Source organism: Apilactobacillus timberlakei, assembly GCF_002993965.1.
GTDB classification, from domain to species: Bacteria; Bacillota; Bacilli; order Lactobacillales; family Lactobacillaceae; genus Apilactobacillus; species Apilactobacillus timberlakei.
Window position 1 is genome coordinate 1 of the sequence record NZ_POST01000005.1, and the last position, 26,406, is coordinate 26,406.

Here is a 26,406-nt window from a genome sequence, read left to right on the forward strand (position 1 = left end):
CACCAACTAGCTAATACGCCGCGGGTCCATCCTAAAGTGATAGCAGAGCCATCTTTCAAGTTGGAACCATGTGGTTCCAACTAATTATACGGTATTAGCATCTGTTTCCAAATGTTATCCCCTGCTTTAGGGCAGGTTACCCACGTGTTACTCACCAGTTCGCCACTCGTCCCGAATCCAAAAATCATTTATGCAAGCATAAAATCAAATTGGGAGGACTCGTTCGACTTGCATGTATTAGGCACGCCGCCAGCGTTCGTCCTGAGCCAGGATCAAACTCTCATCTTATAGATGAAAAGGTTTTAACTAGCTCATCAAATTAATTGTTTTTTATAAGCGAATTGACTTCGCTGTGTTTAATTACTTACAATCTAAATTGCAAGTTCCTTACACATCATCGATTATCAATCTTGTTCAGTTTTCAAAGATCTACTTATCAGTTAGCTGCTTTCATGAAGCAGCTTTTTAATTATATCACGTTATCAGCTTAATGTCAATAACTTTTTATAATTAATTTTCAAATTGATATGTTGTCGTTTGTCATTTCAACAACGCAACATTAATTATTATGCCATCTTAACAAGTGAAAGTCAATAACTTTTTATAATTATTTTTCAATAACTAACTTGTCCTTTTTAACGACATTTATAATAATACCAAAGCTGTAAAACAACGTCAACATCTTTTTATAATTATTTTTTCATTGTTATCAAAAATGACAACAGGAATAATAATATCAATAATCACTATCAACGTCAACAATAAATTAAAAAAATGATTAAATTTTAACAAAAAACAAATCATAACCTTTATAATGAAAAATAAATTAATTAAAAGGAGAAAAGTATATTGGAAAAAGTAGTTATCGTAGCAGCAAAGAGAACCCCAATCGGAAAAATAAATGGTGCACTTAAAAATTTTTCATCAGTTGAATTGGGAACAATTGTAACTAAAGAAGCAATTAAACAAGCAAAAATAAATAATGATAACGTCGATCAAGTTATATTTGGTAATGTTCTACAAGCTGGAGCTGGTCAAAATATTTCTAGACAAATTGAAATAAATTCTGGTATCCCCTACTCAAGTACAGCTAACACTGTTAATCAAGTTTGTGGTTCTGGATTAAAAGCTGTACGTAACGCTCAAGCAGCCATTACTATGGGCGATGCCAAAATAGTTGTTGCTGGTGGCGTGGAAAGTATGTCCAATGCTCCCTTTTTAAATATAGATATGAGAAAAGGAAAGAAATTTGGCAATGTTTCATTAATCGATTCTATATATAACGATGCTTTAATGGATGCATTTAACAAACAACCAATGGGGATGACTGCAGAAAATGTAGCCCAAAAATATAATGTTACTAGAGAAGAACAAGATAAATGGGCATACGAATCTCATATGCGTGCTTTAAATGCTCAAAATAATGATTATCTAAATGAAGAAATTGTTCCCATTAAAATAAATAGTCGTACAGGTAGCTTTATATTTAAAAATGATGAAACAGTCAGACCTGATACTAATATGGAAGCTTTAGGAAAATTAAAACCTGCTTTTACCACCGAAGGTTCCGTTACTGCTGGGAATGCAGCTAGTTTAAATGATGGTGCATCTGCACTTGTTTTAATGAGTGCATCCGAAGCTGAAAAAAGAGGCATTAACCCCCTAGCTGTAATTGATGATTACGCAGAAGCTGGATGTGATCCAGATTACATGGGCTATGCACCATATGATGCTACTAAAAAATTATTCACTAAAATGAACATTAGTATGGATGATATTGATTTAGTAGAACTGAATGAAGCATTTGCAGCACAAGTACTAGCAGTGGCCAAAAATTACAATATCGATAAAAACAAATTGAACATTTCTGGTGGTGCTATTGCAATGGGACATCCTCTTGGTGATTCAGGAGCTAGAATTATTGGAACATTAATATATAACTTAAAACGTACTAATAAGAAAAATGGTTTAGCTACTATCTGTATTGGTGGGGGCATGGGAATGGCAATGAAAATTACATTGTTATAAAACAAATCACGTGGAACAAATATAGATTTGTTGTATCCTATATTATGTGAGAGTTTTTTATTCGTTGCATTTAACAGCGATTATATATATACTCTTAAGTTATGGTTTTTATAAATTAATAATTAATCCAAAAGGAAGTGTTAAAATGCCCGCAACATACTTAAGAAAATCAACAGAAAAGGATTTGCCAGAAATCTTGGACATTATTCATTCAGCTATTTCATATTTAGGTGAACAAGGAATTGACCAATGGCAACACGGTTATCCTGCTGATGATGACTTGAAAAAAGATATTGCAGACGGAATCAATTATGTACTAGTAACTGATGGTAATATTGCTGGAACCGCAACTATCCATCAAGGAATTGATCCTAATTACTTAAAAATTGAAGATGGTGAATGGGTAAATGGGTCTGAAGCTCATTATGCAGCAATTCATCGTGTAGCAATTTCAAATAAATTCCGTGGACAACATCTTTCACAAAAACTAGTGAGCAGTTTAATTACAGTTTCCACTGTCTTAGGATTTAAAGATGTAAGAATCGATACGCATCCTGAAAATATGGCAATGCAACATGTAATCACATCTAATGGTTTTGAAAAACGTGGGATTATTCACATGCGTGAAAATGGTCACCCTTGGACTGCTAGATATGCATACCAATTACTAATTAAATAATAAAGGTGGTTAGAATATGATGGCTAGTGATTTCTCAGTTCAAATCAAATTAATCGTTATGTATGCAATCGGAGTGATTGCTATACTTTTATTACTTGGATTTTTATATTACAAGCAACGTAAACTGCTTACTAAAAATATAATTCCAATTTTAATTATAGCTATTATATTGATTTTGATTTTAGCCATTGTTATTACTTTACCTTAAAATAAAAAATGTCGGTACGAATAAATCGTACCGACATTTTTTATTTAATGACAACTTTAGTTCCAAATGGAACATGTTGATTAATCCATTTAGCATCTGGTACTGATAAACGAATGCAACCATGTGAATTAGCCTTTTTACCCAATTCATGAGCATCCTTCATTAAATACTTGCCATTTTTATCAACAGGAACACTATGGAACAAGTAAATTCCATGATCTTTCCAAGAAGTCCAATAATTAGCACCTTCACCTGAACTGGCATTATAAAAATGATTGCCACGTTCAGCTTGAATATGATAAGTACCCTTAGGAGTTGCACTATTGCCACTTCCAGTAGAACAATACATTGTATATAAAAGCTTATTTTTAGGTGTCATTACATAAACCCGTTGATGTTCGCTAGAAACCAGTAACCAATTTTTCTTTTTTGGATTCATATTAGGATAAGGGATATTTTCAGAAGATTTTCGCCAATCAATCTTTTGTAATTTGGCTTCAACTCGTTCATCAATGTTAAAATGACCATTTTTTATATTATTTTTAGCTGTTGCTTTTCCACAAGAAATTAAAATAAGAGTTGTTAAAAAACAAGACAAAATTAATGCAATTTTCTTTTTATTTAATAATTTCAAAATATTACCTCTTTTTAATAACAAATAATATAAACTGCAATTGTAATAATAATCGCAATAGCGATTAATACATAACATAATTTTTCAAACATATAAATTCCTTCTTCGTATGCAAATTAAGCTTAACTAAAAGTTTATTCTACCCCACAAACATTGTCAATCCAACAAAAAAGAGCTGCCAATTAATTGACAACTCTTTATTAATTAAATGTATTGAACAATTGTCATTAGAATAGGAATAACAATAATAAATAAAATGGTTGATGTGGTAACAATATTGGTAGCGTACTTTACATCACCATGAGCTTCAGCAGCCAAAATAGGCAATACAGCTAACATTGGAGTAGCTGATTGAACAATCATAGTTTGGTTAAACATTGATGGTAATGAAACCCCACCATGCATAGCAAGCATTAGAATGACAATCATAACCACTGGCGCTAAAATGAAACGACCAATTAAAGCTACAATTGTATCACGATCAAATGAAATACTATTCAATCCAGCATCAGCTAAAACAATTCCAATGTAAATCAATGATAATGGAGTAACTAATCCACCAACATAAGATAATGTTTGTGAAATAAATGGAACTTTTAAAATTGGGATGTTTAATAGTAAGAAAATTAATGCAACTAAGAAACCAACAAGTGGCATTGGAAGAACTTGTTTCCAATTAATCTTGTGATGTTCTTTTGGCTGATCCTTCTTAGTGGGATCATCATTACTAATCAAGAAGACCCCAAAGGCCCATGTAGAAACTGTATTAATAATGTAGTAAACCAAGAAATATGTCATTGAATTGTCACCGAATAAAGCTAAGTTTAATGGTAATCCAATGAAAATAGTATTGGCATTTACAATGGCATTAATAAATACTCCACGACGACCGACTCTGATCTTCATGATTTTAACAAGTGCAAACGCAATAATATAACCAATTACTACTGAAATAATTCCCCAGATTAAATAACTACTAAAACCAACTAACTTGTCACGAGTTAGTTTGTTTAAAACTGCAACAAAAATTGAAGCTGGTAGCGCAATATTTTTAATTAATTTAGAAATATTTTTGCTAAATGTATCGGCAAACCATCCAGTTTTACGAAGTACATAACCTAAAATCATGATTAGTACAACCACTAGGACACTTTGAATTGATGTAAAAAATACACCCATGTATAACCCCTCCTATAATTTATATGAACTTTACTCTTAAATTTATTTAACGATATCAAACTATAAAACATCGTATAAGATATAGTCAAAAAATACGTTCATTATAAATAAAATTTATATGTCTAAATGTAGATTGGGTTAGGATGTTGATATAAAGCTATTTACGCTTCTTATTTTTATGATGCAGAATCCAAATAGTAGTAAATGTTGATACTAAAAATAAAATTATTACGAATAAAATTAAATAAACAAAAAATGTCATTTTAAAGCCTCCTAAATATGTATATGTAGACAAAGTATATCTAAGTTTAGAAAAAAATGCCAAATTTTGTTGCATTAAAATTAATATTATGGTTTAATATAAGTTGTTGATTGATAGTCAGCAAATTAATTCAATATTATGAGCTGTTAGCTTAAGGTAAAAAGCACTCAGTCCTTTGCTGAGAAGATGGTGTTCGAAGCATCACAGCTCACTAACCAAAGTACTTTGAAGATTTAATTTTTGGAGTACTTTTTTATTAATATTGTTTTTATTATATCTCACACAAAAGGAGCATGCATTAATAATAATGCGTGCTCCTTTTTAATTTACATATTAATGGAATTGCATTCCACCATCTAATTCAAGAGTTTGGCCAGTAATATAATCGGAATCTTTTCCTGCTAAGAAGGCAACTCCATTAGCAATATCTGAGGATTCGGCAAGACGACCTAAAGCAATATCTTTAGAGAAAGTCTTCATCCCCCATTCATCATCTTTGTTAGCATTTTGCGCAACTTGATGAGCGATATCCATCATCATTGGAGTTTTAACAATTCCTGGTGCAAATGCATTTACAGTAATATCTAATGGGGCCAAATCACGAGCAGTTGATTGAGTAATGCCGCGAATAGCAAATTTACTACCACTGTACAATGCTAAATTAGGATTACCAACTACTCCAGCTTGAGAGGTAGCGTTAATAATCTTTCCGCCATGACCTAATTTTTCAAATTGTTGTTTAGCGGCTTGAGTACCCCAAATAACAGATGAAACATTGGTCTTGTATACAAAATCAAATTGATCAGGGGTAATTGTATCAATTGGAGTGGTTGGACCAACTCCGGCATTATTAACAACTACGTTTAAATCACCAAAGTGTTGAACTGTCTTGTTCATAGCATCAAACATTTGGTCACGATCAGAAACATCTACTTGAACAAAGATTGCTTCTCCACCATCATTATTGATTTCATCGGCTACTTTTTTACCTTTTTCCTCAGTTAAATTTGCAATTGCAATTGCAAACCCATCATTAGATAATCTTTGAGCGATTGCTTTACCAATTCCTTGGCCACTACCAGTAACAAAAGCTACTTTTTTACTCATAATAATCCCTCTTTCATTTAATAAATATCAGATAATATTATATATCATAAATATAAACAATGATACAAATATCATTACATTTCAATTGTGTACTAAACAATCTAAAACAAAATATTTGAATTATTAAATCAAGCAGTCTATTCTAAAAATAGATTTTAAAATATTATAAAGTTAGGAATGATTTTAAATGACTGATAAATACGATTACGATGTTCTATATATTGGTGCTGGACATGGTACTTTTGACGGTGCTATTCCATTGGCACAAAAAGGATACAAAATTGCAGTCGTTGAAGCAGACAAAGTTGGTGGAACATGTCCTAATTGGGGATGTAACGCTAAGATTGCTTTAGACATTCCAGTTCAACTAACTGAAACTCAAAAGAGATTACAAAATATCATTAATGGTGATACTTCAATTAACTGGAAAGAAAATATGGCTAATAAACATAAGGTAATTGATGGTTTACCTGATGCCATTTCTGGTTTAATTGAGTCATCAAACATTAAATTAATTCATGGATTTGCTAAGCTAAGTGATAATCATACTGTAACCGTTGGCGATAACAGTTATTCTGCAGATAAAATTGTTATTGCTACTGGTTTACGTCCACATCGCTTAGATGTTGATGGCAAAGAATTAGCTCATGATTCAAAGGACTTCTTAAACTTAGATGAAATGCCTAAACATGTGGCTATTATTGGTGCTGGATACATTGCAATGGAATTTGCAACCATAGCAAATGCTGCCGGCGCTCAAGTTACTGTTTTAATGCATGGTGATAAAGCTCTTCGTCAATTCAATCAAGAATATGTTGATATGGTTATGCAAGACTTAGAGAACAAAGGTGTTCGTTTCATCAAGAATGCTAAAATTAAAGATTTTGCACAAAAAGATGATTGTGTAACTGCTGTTCAACTAGATAATGAAGATGTTCGTACTGATTACATTTTAGATGCTACTGGTAGAATTCCAAATGTCGAAAATATCGGCTTAGATGAATTAGGTATCAAATATGATAAAAAAGGTATCAAAGTTAACGATCATCTAGCAACTAATGTTGATAACATCTATGCTTCTGGTGATGTTGCTGACACTGGTCAACCTAAGTTAACTCCTACTGCTATATTTGAATCTCAATATCTAACTAGCTTATTCTCAGGTGATACTAAAGATGCTATTGATTTTCCTGCAATTCCATCAGTTGTATTCACAACTCCACGTATTGCAGAAGTGGGAGTTTCAGTGGATGAAGCTAAGAATAGTGATAAATACACAGTTGAAGAAACTGATATGACTAAAGACTGGTATCGTGCTATTACCAAAGAACAAATCGCAAAACGCGCATATGTCTTTGATAAGGAACATCATTTGGTAGGTGCTACTGAAGTATCAGACCAAGCTGATTCTGTAATCGATTCAATCTTGCCTGCCGTTGCTCTAAAACTAGATCAAAAACAAGTTGGTAGATTGGTTCATTTATTCCCATCCATCGGTAGTGATGCATGGCAAAATATTTAATCTCTAAAATTTAAAACAAGCATATCTATAAATGAAAAGATTCCAGGCAACTGGAATTTTTTTATTTATGCAAGTCTATTTATTTGTTTATTGAGTAACACTATATTAAATTAAATATTGGTAGATACATATATTATAAGGGGGATTTATAATGCAAAATAATAAATATAATTATGATGTAATTTATATTGGTTCCGGCCATGCTGCTTTTGATGGAGCTAAAAAGTTATGTAAAAAAGGGTTTAAAATTGCGTTTGTTGAAGCCGATGCTGTTGGTGGTACATGTCCTAATTGGGGATGTAATGCTAAAATAACACTAGATTTACCAATCACTTTAGCAAAAAAGCAACACCGCATGAATAGCATTGTTGAAGGTGATACCAAAGTTAATTGGCATGCTAATATGCAAAATAAACATGCTGGAATTGATAACATTAAAATCAATCGTGAAGCTACTATGAAGTCACTAGGAATGGACGTTATTCATGGCTTTGCTAAATTTACTGATGCTCATACATTAGAGATTAATGGCGAGCATGTTACTTCCGATAAAATCGTCATTGCAACTGGTTTAACTCCTCATAAGGTAAATGTTGAAAACACTGAATTATCTCATGATTCTAAAGATTTCTTAAATTTAGATAAAATGCCTAAATCAATGGCAATTGTAGGAACTGGTTATATCGCAATGGAATTCGCTACCATGGCTAATGAAGCTGGAGCTGATGTTACAATGCTAATGCATAGCGATAAAGCATTACGTGGCTTTTATCAACCATATGTAGAAAAAGTAATTAATGAAATGAAAGAATCAGGTATTCATTTTATTCAAAATGCTGATATTCATGCTTTTAATCGTGATAGTGATAATTACGTTGTTAACTATGGTGATAAACAAGAATTAAATGTTGAATGGATTTTAGATGCATCAGGTCGTGTTCCTATGGTGCACAATATGGGATTAGAAGAAATTGGCGTTAAATATGATGACAAAAAAGGTGTCATAGTAAATGATTATTTACAAACATCTGTTAATAATATTTATGCTTCTGGAGATGTTGCAGCTACTGGACAACCTAATTTAACCCCTACTGCCACTTTCGAATCACAATATTTAAATCATCTTTTTGCTGGTGAAAATGATAAAGCTATTGATTTTCCAGCAATTCCTTCAGTTGTCTTTACATCTCCAAGAATAAGTCAAATGGGAGTTTCAGTTGCTGAAGCTGAAAAAAGTGATGAATATACAATTGAAAAGCATGATATGGCAGGTACATGGTTTAGACAAGCCACTAAAGCTAAAATTGCTGAAAATGCATATGTATTTGATAAAGAGCATCGTTTAGTTGGTTTTACAGAAATTTCTGATGATGCCGATAACACAATCGATACACTTGTCCCAGCAGTTAATATGCATATGAATGAAGAAGAAATTGAACGTAACGTTCATCTTTTCCCTTCAATTGGTCATGAAGCTTGGAAAAACTTATAAAAAAATAAAAACTCTTTAAGTAAATTGCTTAAAGAGTTTTTTACATATAGTATAATAAAAGAAAACATACAAGGAGGTCTTTAATTGGATCGTTCACAATTAAAAATGGAAGCTAATCAAATGTTAAGTCAACATTTTGGCTTCTTTTTTACCCTATTTATACCATATTTTGTTATGGAAATATTAACCAGTATGACTAATAACGGTAGTGAGTCTATGATTGATGGTGTATTACAAACAACATATAATGGTAATTTACTTTTATCAACTGGTCTTTTTGGACTTGTAGCAGTGATATTTTCTTATAGTGCTGAATTCAATATATTAGATGCATGGCGTAATAAAACTGATTTTGAAAATGGCTTTGCTAAATCATTCAACATTATGTCTAGTCAAAGAGTYTTTTGGGGAACGATTGGTGTATTTATAATGTCTATTATTTTTATTACTTTATGGGCATTTTTACTCTTCTTCCCTGCATTTATTAAAGCATGTTCATATTCACAAGCAGTATATATCTATCGTGATGCTGCAAAAAATGGTCATCCGATTGGCGTACTAGAAGCTATCACCAAAAGTCGTCAACTAATGGATGGACATAAAGCTGAATACTTTGTCCTAAGATTAAGTTTCATTGGATGGTGGTTTGTTGTAATAATAACATTTGGAATTGCTGCGATTTATGTAACTCCATATACTTCATTAACCATGATCAGATACTATCTTAATTTAAATAATGAAGCATAAAAATAACCGCTAAGATTTTATATCTTAGCGGTTATTTTTTGTAGTAGTTAATAATTTAATTAGCTTTAAATATAATTTTATCTGATAACCATAACTGAAACTGGTGAGTATTTAGCCATATAAGCAGCTTGGCTACCAAAGTGTCTAGATAATCCTTTTTTGGATTCTGATCCAACAATTAATAAATCAGGATTTACCTTAGGAATAACATCTTTAACGATAGTTTCTCCAGCTTCACCTTGTGATGCCATAACTTCAACATCTTTAACACCCGCAGTTTTAGCTGTTTCTTCATATTTTTTAATATGCTTTTCAAGATCTTCATATTTACCATGAACATATTTTCCAGATAATGCTTGATAAATATTAATATCTTCATCTTCAAGAACCGAAACAATAGTTAGCTTAGCATCCTCTTCTTTAGCACGTGCAATAGCATATTTAAAAGCTAAAATGGCGTCATCAGAATCATCAACGGCAACTAGAATGTTCTTAAAGTTAATATCCATATTCATATTCTTCATATTTAAACCTTCTATTCTATTAATATTAGTTTAAAGAATTAGTCATTTAATTCAGGATGAGCATTGATGAATCGTTTGTTACCACGATGTAATTCCCACAATGTCCAAATTAATAATACAACAATTAAAATGTTGACAATCCAAGCAATGATTCCAGCTTGAGAATCTTGAGCAGGTGTAGGGTTATCACCATAGAAACCTGAAATAGAATCTTTCATATTGTATAAGTTTAAGAAAGTTAAGGTCAATACTGAAATCCAACCACAAACTTTAACCCACATTGTATTCATAAATTTCTTACCCATTTCAACTTTACTATCAGTCATCATAAGTAATGGAAGCATTGAGAATGGTAAAGCAAAGGCCAAGAAGATTTGTGAGTTTTCAATTAAATCATTAATAGCAGCATGTTGTTTTAATGTTGATTCACCAGCAGTCATTGATACACAAATTAATACTGGGATAACAGAAATCAAACGAGTAATTAAACGACGTGCCCATAATGGAACCTTCAAGTTAATGAAACCTTCCATAATAACTTGACCAGTTAAAGTACCAGTAATGGTAGAGTTTTGACCAGAAGCAAGTAAAGCAACAGCGAATAATGTTGATAATATACCTGATTTAGCAACACTAATTAAAATTGGGTTAGATAACATTTTAGTATTATTCAAAGCATCAAATAAACCAAAGAATGAAGTATCTTGTACAGCACCTGATTTAAATACGGCAACACCCATGATTAATAGTAAAGCATTAACGAAGAATGCAAATGTTAATTGAACATTTGAATCCCAAGTTGTAAAACGAATAGTTCTAGCGATATCTTCATCATCATTATGATCAATCTTACGAGTTTGTGAAATAGCTGAATGTAAGTATAGGTTATGAGGCATAACAGTAGCACCAATAATACCTAATGCACCAGATAATGGTGTCATACCAGCAACTTCATGTCCAGTTGAAATTGTTTCAGGAACTGGAAGCAATCCCTTAAAAGCACCTACCCAACTAGGATTAGATAGAGCAACTTGATATACGAAGACAAGTAGAATAACCACAATTAAACAAACAACAATTGCTTCAATTTTTCTAAAACCAATTTTAGTTAATAATAGCAATATCAAAACATCAAAAACAGTTAAGAAAACTGCCAAGATTAGTGGAATATTAAATAATAGATATAAAGCAATTGCTCCACCAATAACTTCGGCAATATCAGTTGCCATAATGGCAAATTCTGTCATGATCCATAGTACAATTCCTAATGTTTTACTAGTTCTTGCACGAATAGCTTGAGCTAAATCCATCTGACTCACGATTCCAAGTTTAGCTGCCATATATTGTAGTAACATCGCAATCAAACTTGAAATTAAGATAACAGACATTAATAGGTAACCAAAATTTTGACCACCAGTAATTGAAGTTGCCCAATTACCGGGATCCATATAACCAACGGCAACTAATGCACCTGGACCAGAGTATGCGAATAATGTTTTCCAAAATCCCATACCTTTAGGAACGGAAATCTTACCGTTTATTTCATCTAGAGAAGGTCCGTTCGCATATTGAACGAAACCTTTTTTTGCGTGTGAATTGTTTTCACTCAAAACTTTCCACCCTTTCCATAATGTGTAACACATATATTAATAAGACATATGTATTATACATTATATTTTTATAAAGTTAAATGATTTTTTAGGTGTAGCTAAACTTTTTTTCAAATTAATGAACAACAATTGTTGTTATATAGCAAACAATGAGCAAAATATTTCAAAAATGTTTCAAAAATTAATATAATATAGTTATTATATTAAAGTTAATGTTACATAATAATATTTTAATTTTATCATTAGTAATTTGACTTAAATTTATAATAAGAAAGAGGTTTAAAAAAATAATATGAAGATACATAAATTTTTATTTACATTTTTCACTTTAATATTCTGTATTTTAGGTTTTAGTAATTATGTAAATGCTGAAAATAACAATGCCAATATTCCATTCAATATGAATGCTATTCATCCTAGTAATCAAATCAACAAGTCAACTAGTTATATTGATGCTTTGTACAAACCGGGAGAAACTCAACAGCTTCAAGTCAAAGTTAGAAATAGTTCTAGTGCTACTCAACATTTTATTGTTTCTATTAATGACGCTACTACTAGCAATGGCTTAGCTATTGACTATACAAAAAGCAAACAAAAATTAATTGGGTCCCCTAAAATATCAGAATTGATTGATGGTAATGCTAATCAAGCGATTACTATGCCCGGTAAAAGTTCTAAAGTGGTAACTTTTGATTTATCAATGCCTAAAGAAACTTTCAAAGGTATCATTATGGGTGGTATTTCAGTTTATAAAGATGATAGATACTATCAACAAAGCAATAATGATAATAAAGGAGTTAGCATTAATAATAAATTTGTTTATTCCACTGCTGTGTTATTGAGAAATCAAACTGGCAATGTTTTCCCAGATTTAAAAATGGTAGATGCTAAGCAAGCTCCTGCTAATGATGCTCCAGCTATTGTCACCACCCTTAAAAATGATCAACGTAACTTTATTAGTGGTGTAAAAACTACTTCCACTATTAAAGATTCCGATGGTAAAAAAGTTGCTGAAAGTTCCACTAGTTTAGGTCAGATTGCTCCTATTAGCCAATTTGATTTATCAACTCCACTAAAGGAAACATTATCTCCTGGTGACTATACATTAGATGGAAATGCTAGTGCCAGTGATGGTCAAAAATGGGATTGGCATAAAAGCATCCACATTACTCAACAAAACTTCGATAATACACAAAAGAACATTGTGACAAATAAAAAACCATTTCCTTGGGCAATGGTCATCATAATTTCATTAATTGCTATTATATTAATTTTAATTGGTTTATTAATTTATCTACTATTAAAACGTAGGAATAAAGATAATAAGGAATATAAGTAATATAAAGATATCAAAATAGGAGGCATATAAATTGAACAAGAAATTAATGCTTAGTTTAATATGCTCTATCCTACTATTAATAACGTTACAAACAAAAGTTAATGCTGATTCTCCTGCACATAATGTTGAAGACGTTTTTACAAACGAGTTCTTTCAAGATGGATCTTATACTAACCAAATTAATGGTGGCAAAGGAGGCAGTAAATTTACAGGTTATGATAATAACATAAGAAATATATCAATGGGGATTGATCAGAATGAAAAATACATTGAATTAACTTATGGTAGTAAAGGTAGCAAAGGTGGTAATGATCGATATGTAAATTTTCAAATGGAATTTAATAACAAATTAAGAAATAATAATAATATGATTGATGGTAGTAAAACTAAAATTTATCATAATTTAGAAAAAGAAAATTCACGTACTAAACCTGTTTTATTAAGCTCAATGCATCAATATAATAATAATAATAATGATGGTCAAAAAGTATACAGTTATAGTTTTGATTTTAAGAATTATCATAGTGGATCAATTACATTAAGAATTTACTTTAAAAATGATGCAAAAGAACGAAACTTTTCTTATGGAAGCAAGGAACCATTAATTTATTTATATTACAAATCTGGTGATAAAAAATACGATAAAGACAACAATTTTAAAAGTGAATTTCATATATTCGAAACAGCTCAAACATTTTATTATGATGATTTAGTTAATGCGATGATAAATAGAATTCAAAAAGAAAGAGCTGATTTTCAATCTATCGTAGAAAATTCAACATTGCTCAATGATTATAAAAATCAATTAAGCAATAAGATTAATAAAACTACACTATTTACAAAAAGAAAAAATCCAATATACCTATCTTATCCAAAAATCACATCAATTAATCAAATATTGCAAGTAATAGATACCCAAGAAAACATAATCTCTTCACTTCAAAAAATCACCTTACTCAAAATCAATAACTTCCCTAGTTTAAATTTTCAAACAAAAAGTAGTAATGATAATTCAACTAACCTATCTAAAAGTATTAAGTTGCAAATTTCCAAATTTAATATTCCAAGCTTTCACATATCACTTTCATTATCACCTTTAGTAAACAAAAATAATGCATTATTTGGGCAAACATTCTATATTGACAATAAACTAGTTAATCCAAATGTTACATTCAATTATTTTAATAAACAAAGTACAGACAATAGTACCGATTATTATCAGATGCCTAATATTAAATTAAATTTTCCCCCATACACTGCTCCTTCAGGTAATTATAAAGGAACAGCAACTTGGAACTTGGTCGACGGACCTTAAAACGTAGAATTTATTAATTAATAATCAAAATTAACTTCTAAAAGGAGATTTTAATATGAAAAAACTTTTATTATGTACAGCTGCTTTAACAATGTTTGCTGGAATCGGACTAGAAACAGGTAGTAATAATGTTCATGCTGATGGTCAAGATGTTGGACAAGAAGCTGGATCAGGAGCAAAAACAAATACTTTATTAGAAATAGATAACAGTAATAATAATACGAAACCTGTTAATCCAGATAATACTGAAAATGAGTTGGATAATCCCCAAGACAATAATGTTAATAATACTAAATCCCGTGGTGAATTAACTTTAGATGCAGTTCCATCATTACTAAACTTTGGAAAGATGAGTGATGCTTCTGAAACAAAGGGTGGATATAACACTGAAAATATTACAAATGGAAATATGGTTAACGGTAACAAACAATATTACTATGCACAGGTAACAGATCACAGAGCAGGTGCAAAAGGTTGGAAATTAACTGCATCAATGGATAATATGAATAATATGAATAATAGTGATGTTAATCTTAATGGTGCATCTATTACACTTAATTCTTCTGGCAAAGCTAGTCCAGCATATAACAATAACAATACTGCACCTAATACAAATACAAATGTAAATTTAGATCCATATAAGGGTCCAGTTAATGTTATAAATGCAGAACAAGGTACTGGAGAAAATACATGGTTTGATTTGTTTAATTCTATTCAATTAAAATACGGACAATCATCAACAGGTACTTATAAAGGACAAATTACTTGGAATTTAATAGATGCACCTGATAGTACCCAAAATCAATAATAATATCAAAATAACTTCTTAAAAAAGCTTTGCAATTTGCAAAGCTTTTTGTTTACCCTAATAACATAAAACACGAACTATTACAAACATTGACAAATTAATGTTAATGTTTCATAATATTTGATAATTTTATTCGAAAGAAAAAAGGATGGGTTATCAAAAATGCACACAATTGATTTAATAATTAAGAACGGTCAAGTTTTAAATGTCTACAAGAAACAATTTGAGCTAAAAGATTTATACATTAATGACGGTAAAATTATAGAAGAACAAGAAAATCAATATCAAGCAAAACAGATCATTGATGCTAAAAATCAATATTTAGTCCCTGGTTTTATCGATTCACATGTTCACATTGAAAGTTCATTGGTAACCCCTTCTGAATTAGGTAAAGTAATTGTCCCAATGGGAGTTACTTCAGTCGTTACTGACCCGCACGAAATAGCGAACGTATCTGGAATTGAAGGGATTAAATATATGATTAATGATGCTAAACAATCCCCACTTGATGTTTTTGTCATGTTACCATCTAGTGTTCCAGCTACTTCTTTTGAACACAATGGTGCAACCTTAAATGCCGATTCATTGCATCCCCTATACAAAGATTCATCAGTCATTGGTTTAGCAGAAGTTATGGACTACCCTGCAGTCCATAATCGCAATCAAGATATGATGAATAAAATCAATGATTCCTTGAATCATGGCTATCAAGTTGATGGTCATGGAGCTGGATTATCAGCTAAACAGTTAGGCGAATACAAAGAAGTCGGTATTTCAACTGACCATGAATCTACTACTTTAAATCAAATGTATGATCGCTTGGACGTTGGTATGAATATGTTTCTACGAGAAGGCACCGTAGAACGTGATTTACAAAATACGATTCAAGCCGTTAATAAAGATAACATTGATCAATTTTCTTTCTGTACTGATGACAAATTTATAACTACCATTATTAATGAAGGAAGTATTAATTTTAACATTCAATTAGCGATTGAATATGGAATCAAACCTGAAGATGCTTATGTTATGGCCAGTTTAAATGCAGCTAAGGCACATAAAATTAATAATTTGGGAGCCTTAACTCCTGGATATAAAGCTGATATTGTAATGGTTTCTGATCCTAAAAAAGTGGATGTAAAACAAGTGATTAAAAACGGAAAATTAATGACGGAAAATAATTTCAACTCAACTCCATTGAAATTCACTAAAAATACAGTTCATCAAAATATCAAATTAGAAGATCTAACATTACCATTAGAAAGTAATCAAGAATGCCATGTTATTGGTATTCAACCTAATCATATCGAAACTGACCATTTAAAAATGAATGTTCCAGTTGAAGATGGCTTGTTCAAAGCTGATTTAGAAAATGACGTTTTAAAAATGGTAGACGTTGAACGCCATCATAACCTAGGCACCTTTGGAATTGGTTTAGTGAATGGTTTCAATATTAAAAATGGTGCTGTTGCAACAACAGTAGCTCATGACTCGCATAATATTGTTGCTGTTGGAACATCTGATGAAAATATTTATCGTGCTATTCAATCAATTACTAAAGTTGGTGGTGGAATCGCTGTCGTTAATGATAATCAAAATGTCACTGTCATGCCACTTCCTGTAGCTGGATTAATGTCTGATAAATCATGGCAAATAGCTAGTGAAGATTTAAATGCTATTACCAAGGCATTTAAACAAATTAGTGGTGATATTAATTTCAATCCATTTATTACTCTATCGTTCCTAACTTTGCCAGTTATTCCTACAATTAAATTAACTGACCAAGGAGTATATGATTTCAATCAACAAAAATTTATTGATATTCAATCTAAATGACAAAAAGACTCAGCATTAGCTGAGTCTTTTTATTCACCTTTTATCCCTTCAAGGCCTTCTGTAAAAATAAAGTATACTAAAATTAAAGCCGCAACTGAATCAGCCCACCAAAAACCAAATAGTGCATTTAATATCATTCCTGCTAATACGGTTCCCGCAATATATGCACAAGTAACATTACAATAACTATCTTCGATTAAAGCATCTGATTTTAAAATTTTTCCATAACGTCGTTTTTTAATAATGAAAAATGGCATCATCAATAATGATAAAATGGCAATTATAATTCCTGATAATGAATCATCGGCAACTCCATGCCCAAATAAATTAAGTAACGATGTTATGGTTACATATATTGACAACAATATTAAAATGATACCAACTAACATTGATGTAATTTTTTCTGCTTTTTTAATTGTTTCACTAGCTGCACCATTAGCTTCTTTTTTAAGCCGCCAAATTAAAATTGATCCAGCAATGATTTCTAAAAAACTATCCAAGCCAAAAGCAATTAATAAAATAGACTTAGCCATAATACCTGAATATAGAGCTACTACAAATTCAATTAACATCCATAAAGTCGATAAATATTCTACGTTAATACTTTTACTAAGTGTATTATTATTCGCCATGTTTTTTCCCCCTAATTACGTGACTAGAATGTTGAACTGCTTCATTTACAATATCTAAAATATGTGGATCATCTAATCGGTAATAAATCGATTTCCCTATCCGATTAGTGTCTACTAATTGGTGCTTTTTTAAAATCGATAATTGATGAGACACTGCAGACTGCTCAATATCAAGGAGAGCACTTAATTCATTGACACTAATTGCCTTGTCTTCTAAATTCACTAACATTTTAAGCCTAGTCTCATTACTTAATAGCTTAAATATTCGGCTAGCTTCTTTTAAATAATCAGTATTCATTTTATCCTCACTTTTCATATGAATTAATTAACATATGAAAATTATATCATATGTTTTATAAAATAAAAGGATGATTGCTCATCCATCAATTTAAAATAAATAAAATATTTTAATATTATATGCCGATGAAAATTGTGTATAAGCTAGAATCAAAGCTAAAATACCAGTTAATATTCTAATATATTTAACTGGTAATATTCTGACAATTTTAGGCCCTATGTATCCGCCAATAAAGAAGCCAATCCCTAATGGTAATACTAAAATCCATACAATATGGGCTTCAAATGAATAATAAATGGTTGCAACAATATTTGCCGCTCCCATAGCAACATTTCTAATGGCATTACTTACCGTATATTCATTGGAACTAGTTCTAGTTAACAATACTAATAGCAAAATTCCAGAAGCTGCACCAAAATATCCACTATAAGCACCAATTAAATATACTAAGAAAATAATTAAAATATTTCGAAACCATGAATGTTGATTAACATGTCCTTTATGGGGTTCGAAATTGTTAGCTCCCTCATGATTTTCTTCATTCTTTGATGGAATTAAAATCATAATTCCACCTGCAGCAATGAATACTGGTACAATATGCGTAAAACTGGATGAAGGCAATGCCGTTAATAAAATAGCTCCAGTAATTCCACCAAAGAAAATAATAATCATGGTTTTAAATAATTCTTTCCAATGACCATGCAATTCTTGTGTTGATGAAATAGCTGAACCAATTGAATTAAACATCAAGGCTGCCTTATTAACTACATTGGCAGATACAGCTGGCAATCCTGCAAAATATAATAAAGCTGGATATGAAGCAAGTGAAGCTAAACCAGTCACAGTACCTAAAATTCCTGCCAGAACTCCAACGGGTATGAATAATAAAATTATCCATATACTAATCCCAAAAATATTAATTTTAATCAACCTTCTTTTTATAAAATGAAACTCCTAAATTAATTTTAACAATATTATGTAAAAAGCCCAAATAAATTATGAGTGATATCAAAAAAGCTATCCTCAAATAATTTAAGGATAGCTTTTGCTTTATTTAAAAGAAGTAAAATAAATGAATACTATAAGCTGAAGAAAATTGCGTATATGCAAGCACTAAAGCAAGAATTCCAGTAACAACTTTTATTAATTTAGTTGGTAAAATACGTACTAGTTTGGGTCCAACGTAACCACCAATTAAGAAACCAATACCTAGTGGAATAGCTAAGGCCCAATAAATATGTGTACTACCATGTTGCCCATATTTAAATGAGTATAGAATAGTCCCAATTACATTCGCTGAACCCATCGCAACATTTCTAATAGCATTATAAACAGGAAATGGATCTTTACTAGTTCTTGAAAGAACTGCTAATAAAATAACTCCTGCAGCAGCACCAAAATAACTACCATAAATACCAATTAAGAAATATCCAACGATTAACGCAATATCAGCCAACATTTTCTTTGATCCAACTGATTTTTCTTCAAATTCAGTAGAAGTAGAAGCTTTAGTGGTATCTTTGGATGGCAATAAAATACCAATACCAGCAGCTGCAATGAAAACAGGAACTGCATATTCAAAATCTTTTGAAGGTAATAATGTTAATAAAATTACACCAACAATCCCACCAAAGAAAATGATAGTCATAACTTTCATTAATTCTTTTCCATGACCCTTCAATTCTTGTTTTGATGAAAGGCCAGAACTTACAACATTAAATAGTAATGCTGAAGTATTAGTTATATTTGCTGAAATAGGATTTAACACCCCACCAGTCAAATATAATAATGCAGGATAAGAAGCTAGCGAAGCTAATCCAGTCACAGTACTTAAAATTCCTGCAATTATACCTACTGGTATAAATAAAAGCAGGGTCCAAATACTAAATCCAAAAATAGTAATAATAAAAATCTCCCTTAATAATATTAAATAACATTATATATAATATTACTTTGGAAACAAAAATAAAACAGTAAATGCGAAAAAGCACTAATAAATAATATTATTAGTGCTTTTTCCTAATCATTTATTTTTAATTGCGAACTATTTTCACTCAACTTGATATCCCCAGTGTGTAAATTACCACCACGATAGAATTTAACTTGAATGGTTGAACCAATCTTTTGTTCATATAGAATACTTCTAATTTGATCTTGACTGCTAATCTTCTTACCAGCCAATTCAGTAATGACATCATATTTCTTCAATCCAGCGTTAGCAGCAGGACCATCCTTAGTAACATCAAATACTACTACTCCATTTTCCACTGATGAAGGCAATTTTAATACCGACTTTTGTTGGCTAACAGCGATGTTAGATAAATTAATATATCTAATACCTAACGCTGGACGTTCAATTTTACCATTCTTAACCAATTCATTAATAATTCTAGTAACTTCATTACTTGGAATAGCAAAACCAATACCTTCAACGCTAGTACCTTGACCATCAGAAGCTAATTTCATAGAATTAATTCCAACCACTTGACCAGCTAAATTAATTAATGGACCACCAGAGTTACCAGGATTAATAGCAGTATCAGTTTGAATAACTGAAGCGGTATTACCAGTTTGTTGACCATTAGAACCAGTTAATTGAACTTCACGTTTCTTGGCAGAAATAATTCCTTGGGTTAAGGATGAAGCATAAGCTGATCCCAGTGGAGATCCAATTGCAAGTGCAGTTTCCCCGACATTAATATCATCAGAATTTCCAAAGCTAGCAATATCCTTAATTTGACTACCATTAATTTTCAAGACTGCTAAATCGGTGACTGAATCACGCCCTACTAATTTAGCTTCTAACTGTTTGCCATTGCTTAACAAAATTTGCAATGCTGAAGCACCAGCAACCACATGATTATTAGTAACAATATAAGCAGCATTGCCACTCTTCTTATAAATTACACCAGAGCCTTCACTATTAGCTTCTAATTTATTAGAATCTTTACTACTTTGATTTTCACCAAAAATGGAGGCAAATGGATCATTACTTGATTGTGATTTTTTTAAATTAATAACTGAAACAACCGAATCTTTGACCGCTTTATAAGCTTTTTCAGATTGATTTTGAACATCCACTTTAATATTGGAAGTTCCAGTAGTACCGCCAGCATTAGATCCATTCGGTACTGCCGTATCCAAACCAGAATTTTGGAACATATTAATTCCACCATAAGTAATTCCACCACCAAGTAATCCTGCAACTAATGCTGCAATCACTACTTTGGGCATTAAATGATTATTATTTTTCATAAATAATCCTCCCACATTTTACTATGATTATATTATAACTTTGAAGCTTAAAATAAGCTAAAGAAAGCTCTATAAAGTATACAATTGTGATGCTTGTTCAACATCAGTATCTAATAAATCAAAGTCATGACCAACACCAAAGTCATGTTCTTCTAACATCGAAGCAACTGTTAAGTGTGCTAATTCTTTAACATTATTGTGATGACTGCGATGTCCAATAAAGATATGTTCAGTATTGTGACCAATACAATTCATTAATGCATTGGCACCATCTTCATTAGATAAATGCCCTTCATCTCCCATAATTCTTTGTTTTAATGACCATGGATATTCACCACTACGCAACATTTCTAAATCATGATTACATTCAAAAACATAAGCATTAGCATTATCAATTACCCCAGCAATATGATCAGAAACATATCCCACATCAGTAATTACAACAAAACTTTTATTATGATGATGAAAATTATAAAACTGTGCTTTCGCTGCATCATGAGATACAGCAAAGCTTTCAATATCTAAATCGCCGAATGACATCGTCATATTAGGAGGAAAAATATTCTTTTGACATTCTGGAATATCACCAATTGTTGAAGCCATTGCATCCCAAGTTTGTTTATTAGCATAAACATTTATTTTAGGATACTTACGCGCTAGAATTCCAACAGCTTTACTATGATCAGTATGTTCATGGGTAACTAACAACATGTCAACATCATTTAAATCCCTATCAATTGACATCATTAGTTTTTTTATCCGAATACCACTTAAGCCAGCATCCAATAAAACTTTATGTTGATCAGTTTCAATATAGGTGACATTACCTCCACTACCGCTAGATAAGACACTAACACTCAGCGAATCAGCATCATTACTCATAATATTCCTCATTTCTATAACCTAGTTATTATTAACACTTTCACTAGCAGATTTAGTAGTACCACTGCCATCTAGAATCGATCCAGTATAAGCATTAATACGCTTAATCGTTGCATTGGAAGAATTATCACTACTAAATGAAATAACCCAAGTTGGAATTAATACTTGATTGTCTTTAATTGAAAGCAATCTAGTGTAATATAAGTGAATCCAATTAATTTTAGAATTATTTGGAATTTCATTGTATTGGTATAAGCCAACTAAAGCACTCTTCTTTGAAATAACATCAGACTTTTCACGAAGAATTTTAACATTATCCAAGTAACTTTGTGTATAGCCAGTTAAGGTATGATCATCACTAATATCAAATTTAATTTGACCACGACTGCCAGAATATACATATCTATCTTCTGCTTTTTGTAGATAAACAATCGTATTATTAGTGGATAAATCAGCGCTATATTCATAATCTGATCCATTAGCAATAATATCTTTATTTTTAATTAATTTATCTAATAAACTTTCTGGGTTAGATGAATAAATACCATAGGGCCGTTTAAAAGAGCTTCTCAAAATATAATTATCATACGAAGTTTTTTGATTTTTTAAACTCTTACTATCTTGTTTTAAATTATTGTTCAAAGTTGCAGATAAATAGTAGCCAGTGCTTTTTGTGTCAGTGAGTTTGGGTTTCACACTAATTTGATCATTTTGCATTTGTTTTATGATTTCAGAATTACTCCCCTGATTAACACTTTCGTTTTGTAAAGAAGTGTTTTGGTGAAACATCATAAACAAAAACACATCAATGATGACAAAAATAGCTAAAAATATTATTTGAATTTTCTTAAAATCCATTAAATGGCACCCCAATCTCTAATATCCAACTTTATTAATCATTTGATTATAATTGTTCCAACGACCGTTATAATAAACAAACCATGTTGGTTGTAATGTAACTAATATATTAGAATCTTTAGAATTACTCCATTGATAGCCTAATTCAATTGGTCCAATTTTTTTAACATCATAGCCAGCTTTGGATAAACTATTTACAACTTCCTTAGTAGTATTCATTTTAATATTAGGACCGCCAGTAGGAACTGGAATTTGCAAGTTATTTAGTGAAAAATTATATCTCAAGGATGTATTATCAACTAATTTAATTTGCACAGCGCCATATTGATTTTGATTAAAAATTGGAAATCCTTCAACATAGTTACGATAGATAATCGTAGAATTTTTAGGACTATAGCTAAAATATCTAAGATTACTTAAATTATCACTAATACTCAATTTAGAGATGTTCTTATAAGAATCAATTAAAGTTTGAGTAAAATCACTAGATATAAAGTTAGGTCGACTATCGAAATATTCTGCTTCACCACTATTGTAAAAAGTTAATTGCTTGGACGATTGATCATTGTAGACGACCGAATTACGATGATGTTTAATATTATTAGTATTATGCAAATTAGGCAATAAACGCGTAACATAATAATTTTGTGAAGTCTTATTAATAAGATAACCATACTGCGGCATCTCAAAAGACTTAATAAAATCAATCGTTGGAGTTTTATTAATCAATTTTATTTTTACTGGAATTGTTCCAACATTATTTTTAATAGCTTCCTTTAACCCTGAAACGTTAGTGTTTTTAAATTTAGCTTTATAAATATGAAAACCATTATCACGCATTAAATAAATTTCATTACTATCATCAAATGGAATAACGATCCTATTAATACTATCATTAGGACCTTTTGATAATGAATCATTAATAAATTTACTAAAAATTTTAATGGAAATTTTAGAAGGATAATTTAAAATAATAGAATTTTTATATTCCAAAAGCTTTTTGTACTCATCAATATTACCTGATGATAATCTATCAACTGATTTACTATCATAATTTTTCATCTGATTACCAATTTCAGAGATTAAATTGCTTGAATGGTTAGTTAACATATTTTGTTTACCATTTTCATCAGTTTGAATTAACTGGGTAGGTGAATAAACATATGACATGGGTTTATTATCGATAATTGAATTATTACTTACACTTGTTTGTTGACTATTACGATAATGGGCTGGGTTAATCCAAATTGAAGAAGACAAGGCCACACTAACTACAACTGCAATCCCTAGTAATCCTGGTAAAATTAAGTTTTTAATTTTCATCCCAAAGATCCTCCTCAATTGGTTCATATGGTAAGGCAATGTAGAATGTAGAACCCTTATTTTCAGTACTTTCAACCCAGATTCTACCGCCAAGTGCTTGTATAACTTCTTTTGAAATTGCTAATCCTAATCCAGTTCCACCTTGTGCTCTGGAACGCGCTTTATCAACACGATAGAAACGATCAAAGATATGTGGTATTGAACTGCGTGGAATTCCTAATCCTTGGTCTTTAACACTCAAAATAACATTATTATGGGTTTCGTAAAGTGAACAAGTAATTGTCCCACCATCAGGTGAATATTTAATAGCATTATTCATTAAATTATCAATAACTTGGGTAAAGCGATCAGTATCAACTTCTACCCATAGGTCAAGCTTCGTGAATTTTCTAATAATTTTATAATCCTTGCTAAGTTTCTTATTATCATCATCACTTTTAATGATCATGTCAAAACGATCCAAAATGTAGTTAAATAGTTCTTTAATATTAACTAGTTCTTTATTAATCTTTTGCGTATTAGAATCCATTCTAGACAATGTTAATAAGTCATTAATCATTCTAATCATGCGATCAGTTTCATCTTGAGTCACCTTTAAAAACTTAGGTGCAATGGTACTATCTTTCCAAGCACCATCTTGTAAAGCTTCAATGTATGAATGCACACTAGTTAGAGGAGTTCTCAATTCGTGCGAAACATTAGAAACAAATTGCTTACGATCATTATCAATCTTTTGTTGTTCAGTAACATCATGTAAAACACAAACTAAACCTGAAACAAAGCCAGATTCTCTTTGAATAAGCGAGAAGTGAGCATGCAAAATTAAATCTCGAGAATTATCGGAACGATCAATAATAGTTTCATCAGGATTTTCGATAATTTCTCTTAGGGTATATTCATCACCAATATCTAAGACATCAAGGATTGATTTATCAATTGCTTCTGATTCTGAAGTTTCAAGTGAATTAGCAGCTTCATCATTCATAATAATGACTTTTCCACGACGATCAGTTGCAATCACACCGTCGGTCATATTAGTCAAAACTGAATCTAATCTTTGTCGTTCAGATTCAGTCGACTCTTGTGATTCTTCAACTTTAACTGATAAATTATTAACCGCATTGGCCAATTGCCCTAATTCATCACGACCATAAACATGGACTTGACCTGAATAATCGCCCTTAGCGATTTGTAATGTTTGTTGTTTCATTTCATCAATGGGTTTAGTAATCGCTCTAGATATGACAATCGAAATTAACAATCCTGCTAAGATAGCAACTAAAGCAGCTGCGACATATATCAGAGTAATCTGATTAATTTCTTTATATACTGAATCTAAATTAGCATGCACATATACGACACCTACTAATTCATTATTACTACTCTTAATTAAAGGTGTGATAACTGTATAATATCTAGAATTACTAGGATCACTCATTATCCCACTATAAGATTGGCGATTAATCAAAGTATTTTTGATGTTGGTGTTTAAATTTTTTTGTCCAACATGGCTTTGATTACCACTTTCGTTAGTACCACGCACTGTATTTTTAGCATCAACCACTTCAACTTCAGTAGAGTTTTTATTATCAATATCCGACAATAAAGAACTAATGCCAACATTTGCTTTACTAATATTAGTTTTTGAAAGCTCGTTAATTAAGGTTGTATTTACATATGTAGGTAGCTGTACTTGTTTTTTATATGAGTCAACATTCTTAGTTTCAAGTTGACTAACAAAAACAGCCCCTACAATTTCTAGGGTTACTAATAAAATTAACGCTAAGACCAGCGCAATCTTAAAATGAATTGATTGGAAATACTTAATTTTATTATTCAATGTAAAATACTCCTTATAGAATAGTTAT

24 protein-coding genes and 1 rRNA gene are annotated in these 26,406 nt (G+C 31.0%); 10 read left to right on the forward strand and 15 right to left on the reverse strand.

Translation table 11 applies throughout. The features are described from left to right. Positions 1-288 (reverse strand): 16S ribosomal RNA (locus C7N71_RS06495); the annotation flags it as partial. A gap of 561 nt (positions 289-849) precedes the next feature. Between C7N71_RS06495 and C7N71_RS06500 the strand changes: the two genes are divergently transcribed. The 3 genes from C7N71_RS06500 (at position 850) to C7N71_RS06510 (ending at position 2,915) form a co-directional block, all read left to right on the forward strand. Further along, complete coding sequence (locus C7N71_RS06500) at positions 850-2,028, forward strand: thiolase family protein (protein ID WP_105988302.1); 1,179 nt, start codon at positions 850-852, stop codon at positions 2,026-2,028. A 145-nt stretch (positions 2,029-2,173) separates the two neighbouring features. Then, the gene (locus C7N71_RS06505; RefSeq protein WP_105988303.1) at positions 2,174-2,707 is read left to right on the forward strand and encodes a GNAT family N-acetyltransferase; all 534 of its coding nucleotides are present in this window, start codon (positions 2,174-2,176) and stop codon (positions 2,705-2,707) included. Between the two features lie 16 nt (positions 2,708-2,723). Further along, on the forward strand, positions 2,724-2,915 hold the full coding sequence (locus C7N71_RS06510) for a hypothetical protein (RefSeq protein ID WP_105988304.1): 192 nt from the start codon (positions 2,724-2,726) through the stop codon (positions 2,913-2,915). Positions 2,916-2,955: 40 nt separating this feature from the next. Here C7N71_RS06510 and C7N71_RS06515 read toward each other — a convergent pair whose 3' ends face one another. The 3 genes from C7N71_RS06515 to C7N71_RS06525 form a co-directional block, all read right to left on the reverse strand. Continuing rightward, entirely contained in the window at positions 2,956-3,549 is a 594-nt protein-coding gene (locus C7N71_RS06515; protein WP_225361898.1) for a L,D-transpeptidase, read from the reverse strand. 204 nt (positions 3,550-3,753) lie between these two features. Continuing rightward, positions 3,754-4,728 carry an AEC family transporter gene (locus tag C7N71_RS06520; protein ID WP_105988306.1) on the reverse strand — a complete coding sequence of 325 codons (975 nt, stop codon included), beginning with the start codon at positions 4,726-4,728 and terminating at the stop codon, positions 3,754-3,756. 595 nt (positions 4,729-5,323) lie between these two features. Next, entirely contained in the window at positions 5,324-6,097 is a 774-nt protein-coding gene (locus C7N71_RS06525; protein ID WP_105988307.1) for a (S)-acetoin forming diacetyl reductase, read from the reverse strand. A gap of 187 nt (positions 6,098-6,284) precedes the next feature. On the opposite strand from C7N71_RS06525, the gene C7N71_RS06530 reads away from it, so the two are divergent. From C7N71_RS06530 to C7N71_RS06540, 3 genes are all read left to right on the forward strand, one after another. Continuing rightward, complete coding sequence (locus C7N71_RS06530) at positions 6,285-7,619, forward strand: dihydrolipoyl dehydrogenase family protein (protein ID WP_105988308.1); 1,335 nt, start codon at positions 6,285-6,287, stop codon at positions 7,617-7,619. Between the two features lie 151 nt (positions 7,620-7,770). Next, entirely contained in the window at positions 7,771-9,111 is a 1,341-nt protein-coding gene (locus tag C7N71_RS06535; RefSeq protein WP_105988309.1) for a dihydrolipoyl dehydrogenase family protein, read from the forward strand. 84 nt (positions 9,112-9,195) lie between these two features. Further along, the gene (locus C7N71_RS06540) at positions 9,196-9,858 is read left to right on the forward strand and encodes a DUF975 family protein (protein WP_105988310.1); all 663 of its coding nucleotides are present in this window, start codon (positions 9,196-9,198) and stop codon (positions 9,856-9,858) included. 77 nt (positions 9,859-9,935) lie between these two features. Here C7N71_RS06540 and C7N71_RS06545 read toward each other — a convergent pair whose 3' ends face one another. Both C7N71_RS06545 and C7N71_RS06550 read right to left on the reverse strand, forming a co-directional pair. Continuing rightward, positions 9,936-10,367: a universal stress protein gene (locus C7N71_RS06545; protein WP_105988364.1), complete on the reverse strand. Its 432-nt coding sequence runs from the start codon at positions 10,365-10,367 to the stop codon at positions 9,936-9,938. 53 nt (positions 10,368-10,420) lie between these two features. Then, positions 10,421-12,025, reverse strand: a complete 1,605-nt coding sequence (locus tag C7N71_RS06550; RefSeq protein WP_105988311.1) for an Nramp family divalent metal transporter — start codon at positions 12,023-12,025, stop codon at positions 10,421-10,423. A 259-nt stretch (positions 12,026-12,284) separates the two neighbouring features. On the opposite strand from C7N71_RS06550, the gene C7N71_RS06555 reads away from it, so the two are divergent. From C7N71_RS06555 to ade, 4 genes are all read left to right on the forward strand, one after another. Then, complete coding sequence (locus C7N71_RS06555; protein ID WP_105988312.1) at positions 12,285-13,331, forward strand: DUF916 domain-containing protein; 1,047 nt, start codon at positions 12,285-12,287, stop codon at positions 13,329-13,331. A gap of 31 nt (positions 13,332-13,362) precedes the next feature. Continuing rightward, a complete protein-coding gene (locus tag C7N71_RS06560; RefSeq protein WP_105988313.1) occupies positions 13,363-14,646 on the forward strand; it encodes a hypothetical protein in 1,284 nt (427 codons plus the stop codon). A gap of 55 nt (positions 14,647-14,701) precedes the next feature. Beyond that, entirely contained in the window at positions 14,702-15,454 is a 753-nt protein-coding gene (locus tag C7N71_RS06565) for a WxL domain-containing protein (RefSeq protein WP_105988314.1), read from the forward strand. A 162-nt stretch (positions 15,455-15,616) separates the two neighbouring features. Continuing rightward, the gene (ade, locus tag C7N71_RS06570) at positions 15,617-17,290 is read left to right on the forward strand and encodes an adenine deaminase (protein ID WP_105988315.1); all 1,674 of its coding nucleotides are present in this window, start codon (positions 15,617-15,619) and stop codon (positions 17,288-17,290) included. 29 nt (positions 17,291-17,319) lie between these two features. Here the strand turns inward: ade and C7N71_RS06575 are convergent, their stop codons facing one another. The 9 genes from C7N71_RS06575 to walK form a co-directional block, all read right to left on the reverse strand. After that, complete coding sequence (locus tag C7N71_RS06575) at positions 17,320-17,922, reverse strand: cation transporter (RefSeq protein WP_105988316.1); 603 nt, start codon at positions 17,920-17,922, stop codon at positions 17,320-17,322. Continuing rightward, positions 17,912-18,238, reverse strand: a complete 327-nt coding sequence (locus tag C7N71_RS06580; protein WP_105988317.1) for an ArsR/SmtB family transcription factor — start codon at positions 18,236-18,238, stop codon at positions 17,912-17,914. The genes C7N71_RS06575 and C7N71_RS06580 overlap by 11 nt, the downstream gene beginning before the upstream one ends. 72 nt (positions 18,239-18,310) lie before the next feature. After that, a complete protein-coding gene (locus C7N71_RS06585; RefSeq protein ID WP_157944376.1) occupies positions 18,311-19,150 on the reverse strand; it encodes a sulfite exporter TauE/SafE family protein in 840 nt (279 codons plus the stop codon). A 124-nt stretch (positions 19,151-19,274) separates the two neighbouring features. Beyond that, positions 19,275-20,147, reverse strand: a complete 873-nt coding sequence (locus C7N71_RS06590; protein WP_105988319.1) for a sulfite exporter TauE/SafE family protein — start codon at positions 20,145-20,147, stop codon at positions 19,275-19,277. Between the two features lie 92 nt (positions 20,148-20,239). Beyond that, on the reverse strand, positions 20,240-21,475 hold the full coding sequence (locus C7N71_RS06595; RefSeq protein WP_105988320.1) for a S1C family serine protease: 1,236 nt from the start codon (positions 21,473-21,475) through the stop codon (positions 20,240-20,242). Positions 21,476-21,544: 69 nt separating this feature from the next. Continuing rightward, the gene (locus tag C7N71_RS06600) at positions 21,545-22,357 is read right to left on the reverse strand and encodes an MBL fold metallo-hydrolase (protein WP_105988321.1); all 813 of its coding nucleotides are present in this window, start codon (positions 22,355-22,357) and stop codon (positions 21,545-21,547) included. A 21-nt stretch (positions 22,358-22,378) separates the two neighbouring features. After that, positions 22,379-23,215: a two-component system regulatory protein YycI gene (locus C7N71_RS06605; RefSeq protein WP_105988322.1), complete on the reverse strand. Its 837-nt coding sequence runs from the start codon at positions 23,213-23,215 to the stop codon at positions 22,379-22,381. A gap of 18 nt (positions 23,216-23,233) precedes the next feature. Continuing rightward, the gene (locus C7N71_RS06610) at positions 23,234-24,538 is read right to left on the reverse strand and encodes a YycH family regulatory protein (RefSeq protein ID WP_140929830.1); all 1,305 of its coding nucleotides are present in this window, start codon (positions 24,536-24,538) and stop codon (positions 23,234-23,236) included. Further along, positions 24,528-26,378: a cell wall metabolism sensor histidine kinase WalK gene (walK, locus tag C7N71_RS06615; RefSeq protein ID WP_105988324.1), complete on the reverse strand. Its 1,851-nt coding sequence runs from the start codon at positions 26,376-26,378 to the stop codon at positions 24,528-24,530. Before walK ends, C7N71_RS06610 begins: the two co-directional genes overlap by 11 nt. Positions 26,379-26,406 lie beyond the last annotated feature (28 nt).

What these genes read in the sequence shown, in the direction of transcription:
- ade (WP_105988315.1), top strand. Translation starts at nt 15,617, where the DNA reads ATGCACACAATTGATTTAATAATTAAGAACGGTCAAGTTTTAAATGTC.
- C7N71_RS06525 (WP_105988307.1), bottom strand. Translation starts at nt 6,097, where the DNA reads ATGAGTAAAAAAGTAGCTTTTGTTACTGGTAGTGGCCAAGGAATTGGT.
- C7N71_RS06605 (WP_105988322.1), bottom strand. Translation starts at nt 23,215, where the DNA reads ATGGATTTTAAGAAAATTCAAATAATATTTTTAGCTATTTTTGTCATC.
- C7N71_RS06530 (WP_105988308.1), top strand. Translation starts at nt 6,285, where the DNA reads ATGACTGATAAATACGATTACGATGTTCTATATATTGGTGCTGGACAT.
- C7N71_RS06565 (WP_105988314.1), top strand. Translation starts at nt 14,702, where the DNA reads ATGAAAAAACTTTTATTATGTACAGCTGCTTTAACAATGTTTGCTGGA.
- C7N71_RS06505 (WP_105988303.1), top strand. Translation starts at nt 2,174, where the DNA reads ATGCCCGCAACATACTTAAGAAAATCAACAGAAAAGGATTTGCCAGAA.
- C7N71_RS06545 (WP_105988364.1), bottom strand. Translation starts at nt 10,367, where the DNA reads ATGGATATTAACTTTAAGAACATTCTAGTTGCCGTTGATGATTCTGAT.
- C7N71_RS06510 (WP_105988304.1), top strand. Translation starts at nt 2,724, where the DNA reads ATGATGGCTAGTGATTTCTCAGTTCAAATCAAATTAATCGTTATGTAT.
- C7N71_RS06580 (WP_105988317.1), bottom strand. Translation starts at nt 18,238, where the DNA reads ATGAAAAGTGAGGATAAAATGAATACTGATTATTTAAAAGAAGCTAGC.
- C7N71_RS06600 (WP_105988321.1), bottom strand. Translation starts at nt 22,357, where the DNA reads ATGAGTAATGATGCTGATTCGCTGAGTGTTAGTGTCTTATCTAGCGGT.
- C7N71_RS06555 (WP_105988312.1), top strand. Translation starts at nt 12,285, where the DNA reads ATGAAGATACATAAATTTTTATTTACATTTTTCACTTTAATATTCTGT.
- C7N71_RS06610 (WP_140929830.1), bottom strand. Translation starts at nt 24,538, where the DNA reads ATGAAAATTAAAAACTTAATTTTACCAGGATTACTAGGGATTGCAGTT.
- C7N71_RS06550 (WP_105988311.1), bottom strand. Translation starts at nt 12,025, where the DNA reads ATGTGTTACACATTATGGAAAGGGTGGAAAGTTTTGAGTGAAAACAAT.
- C7N71_RS06535 (WP_105988309.1), top strand. Translation starts at nt 7,771, where the DNA reads ATGCAAAATAATAAATATAATTATGATGTAATTTATATTGGTTCCGGC.
- C7N71_RS06575 (WP_105988316.1), bottom strand. Translation starts at nt 17,922, where the DNA reads ATGGCGAATAATAATACACTTAGTAAAAGTATTAACGTAGAATATTTA.
- C7N71_RS06595 (WP_105988320.1), bottom strand. Translation starts at nt 21,475, where the DNA reads ATGAAAAATAATAATCATTTAATGCCCAAAGTAGTGATTGCAGCATTA.
- C7N71_RS06520 (WP_105988306.1), bottom strand. Translation starts at nt 4,728, where the DNA reads ATGGGTGTATTTTTTACATCAATTCAAAGTGTCCTAGTGGTTGTACTA.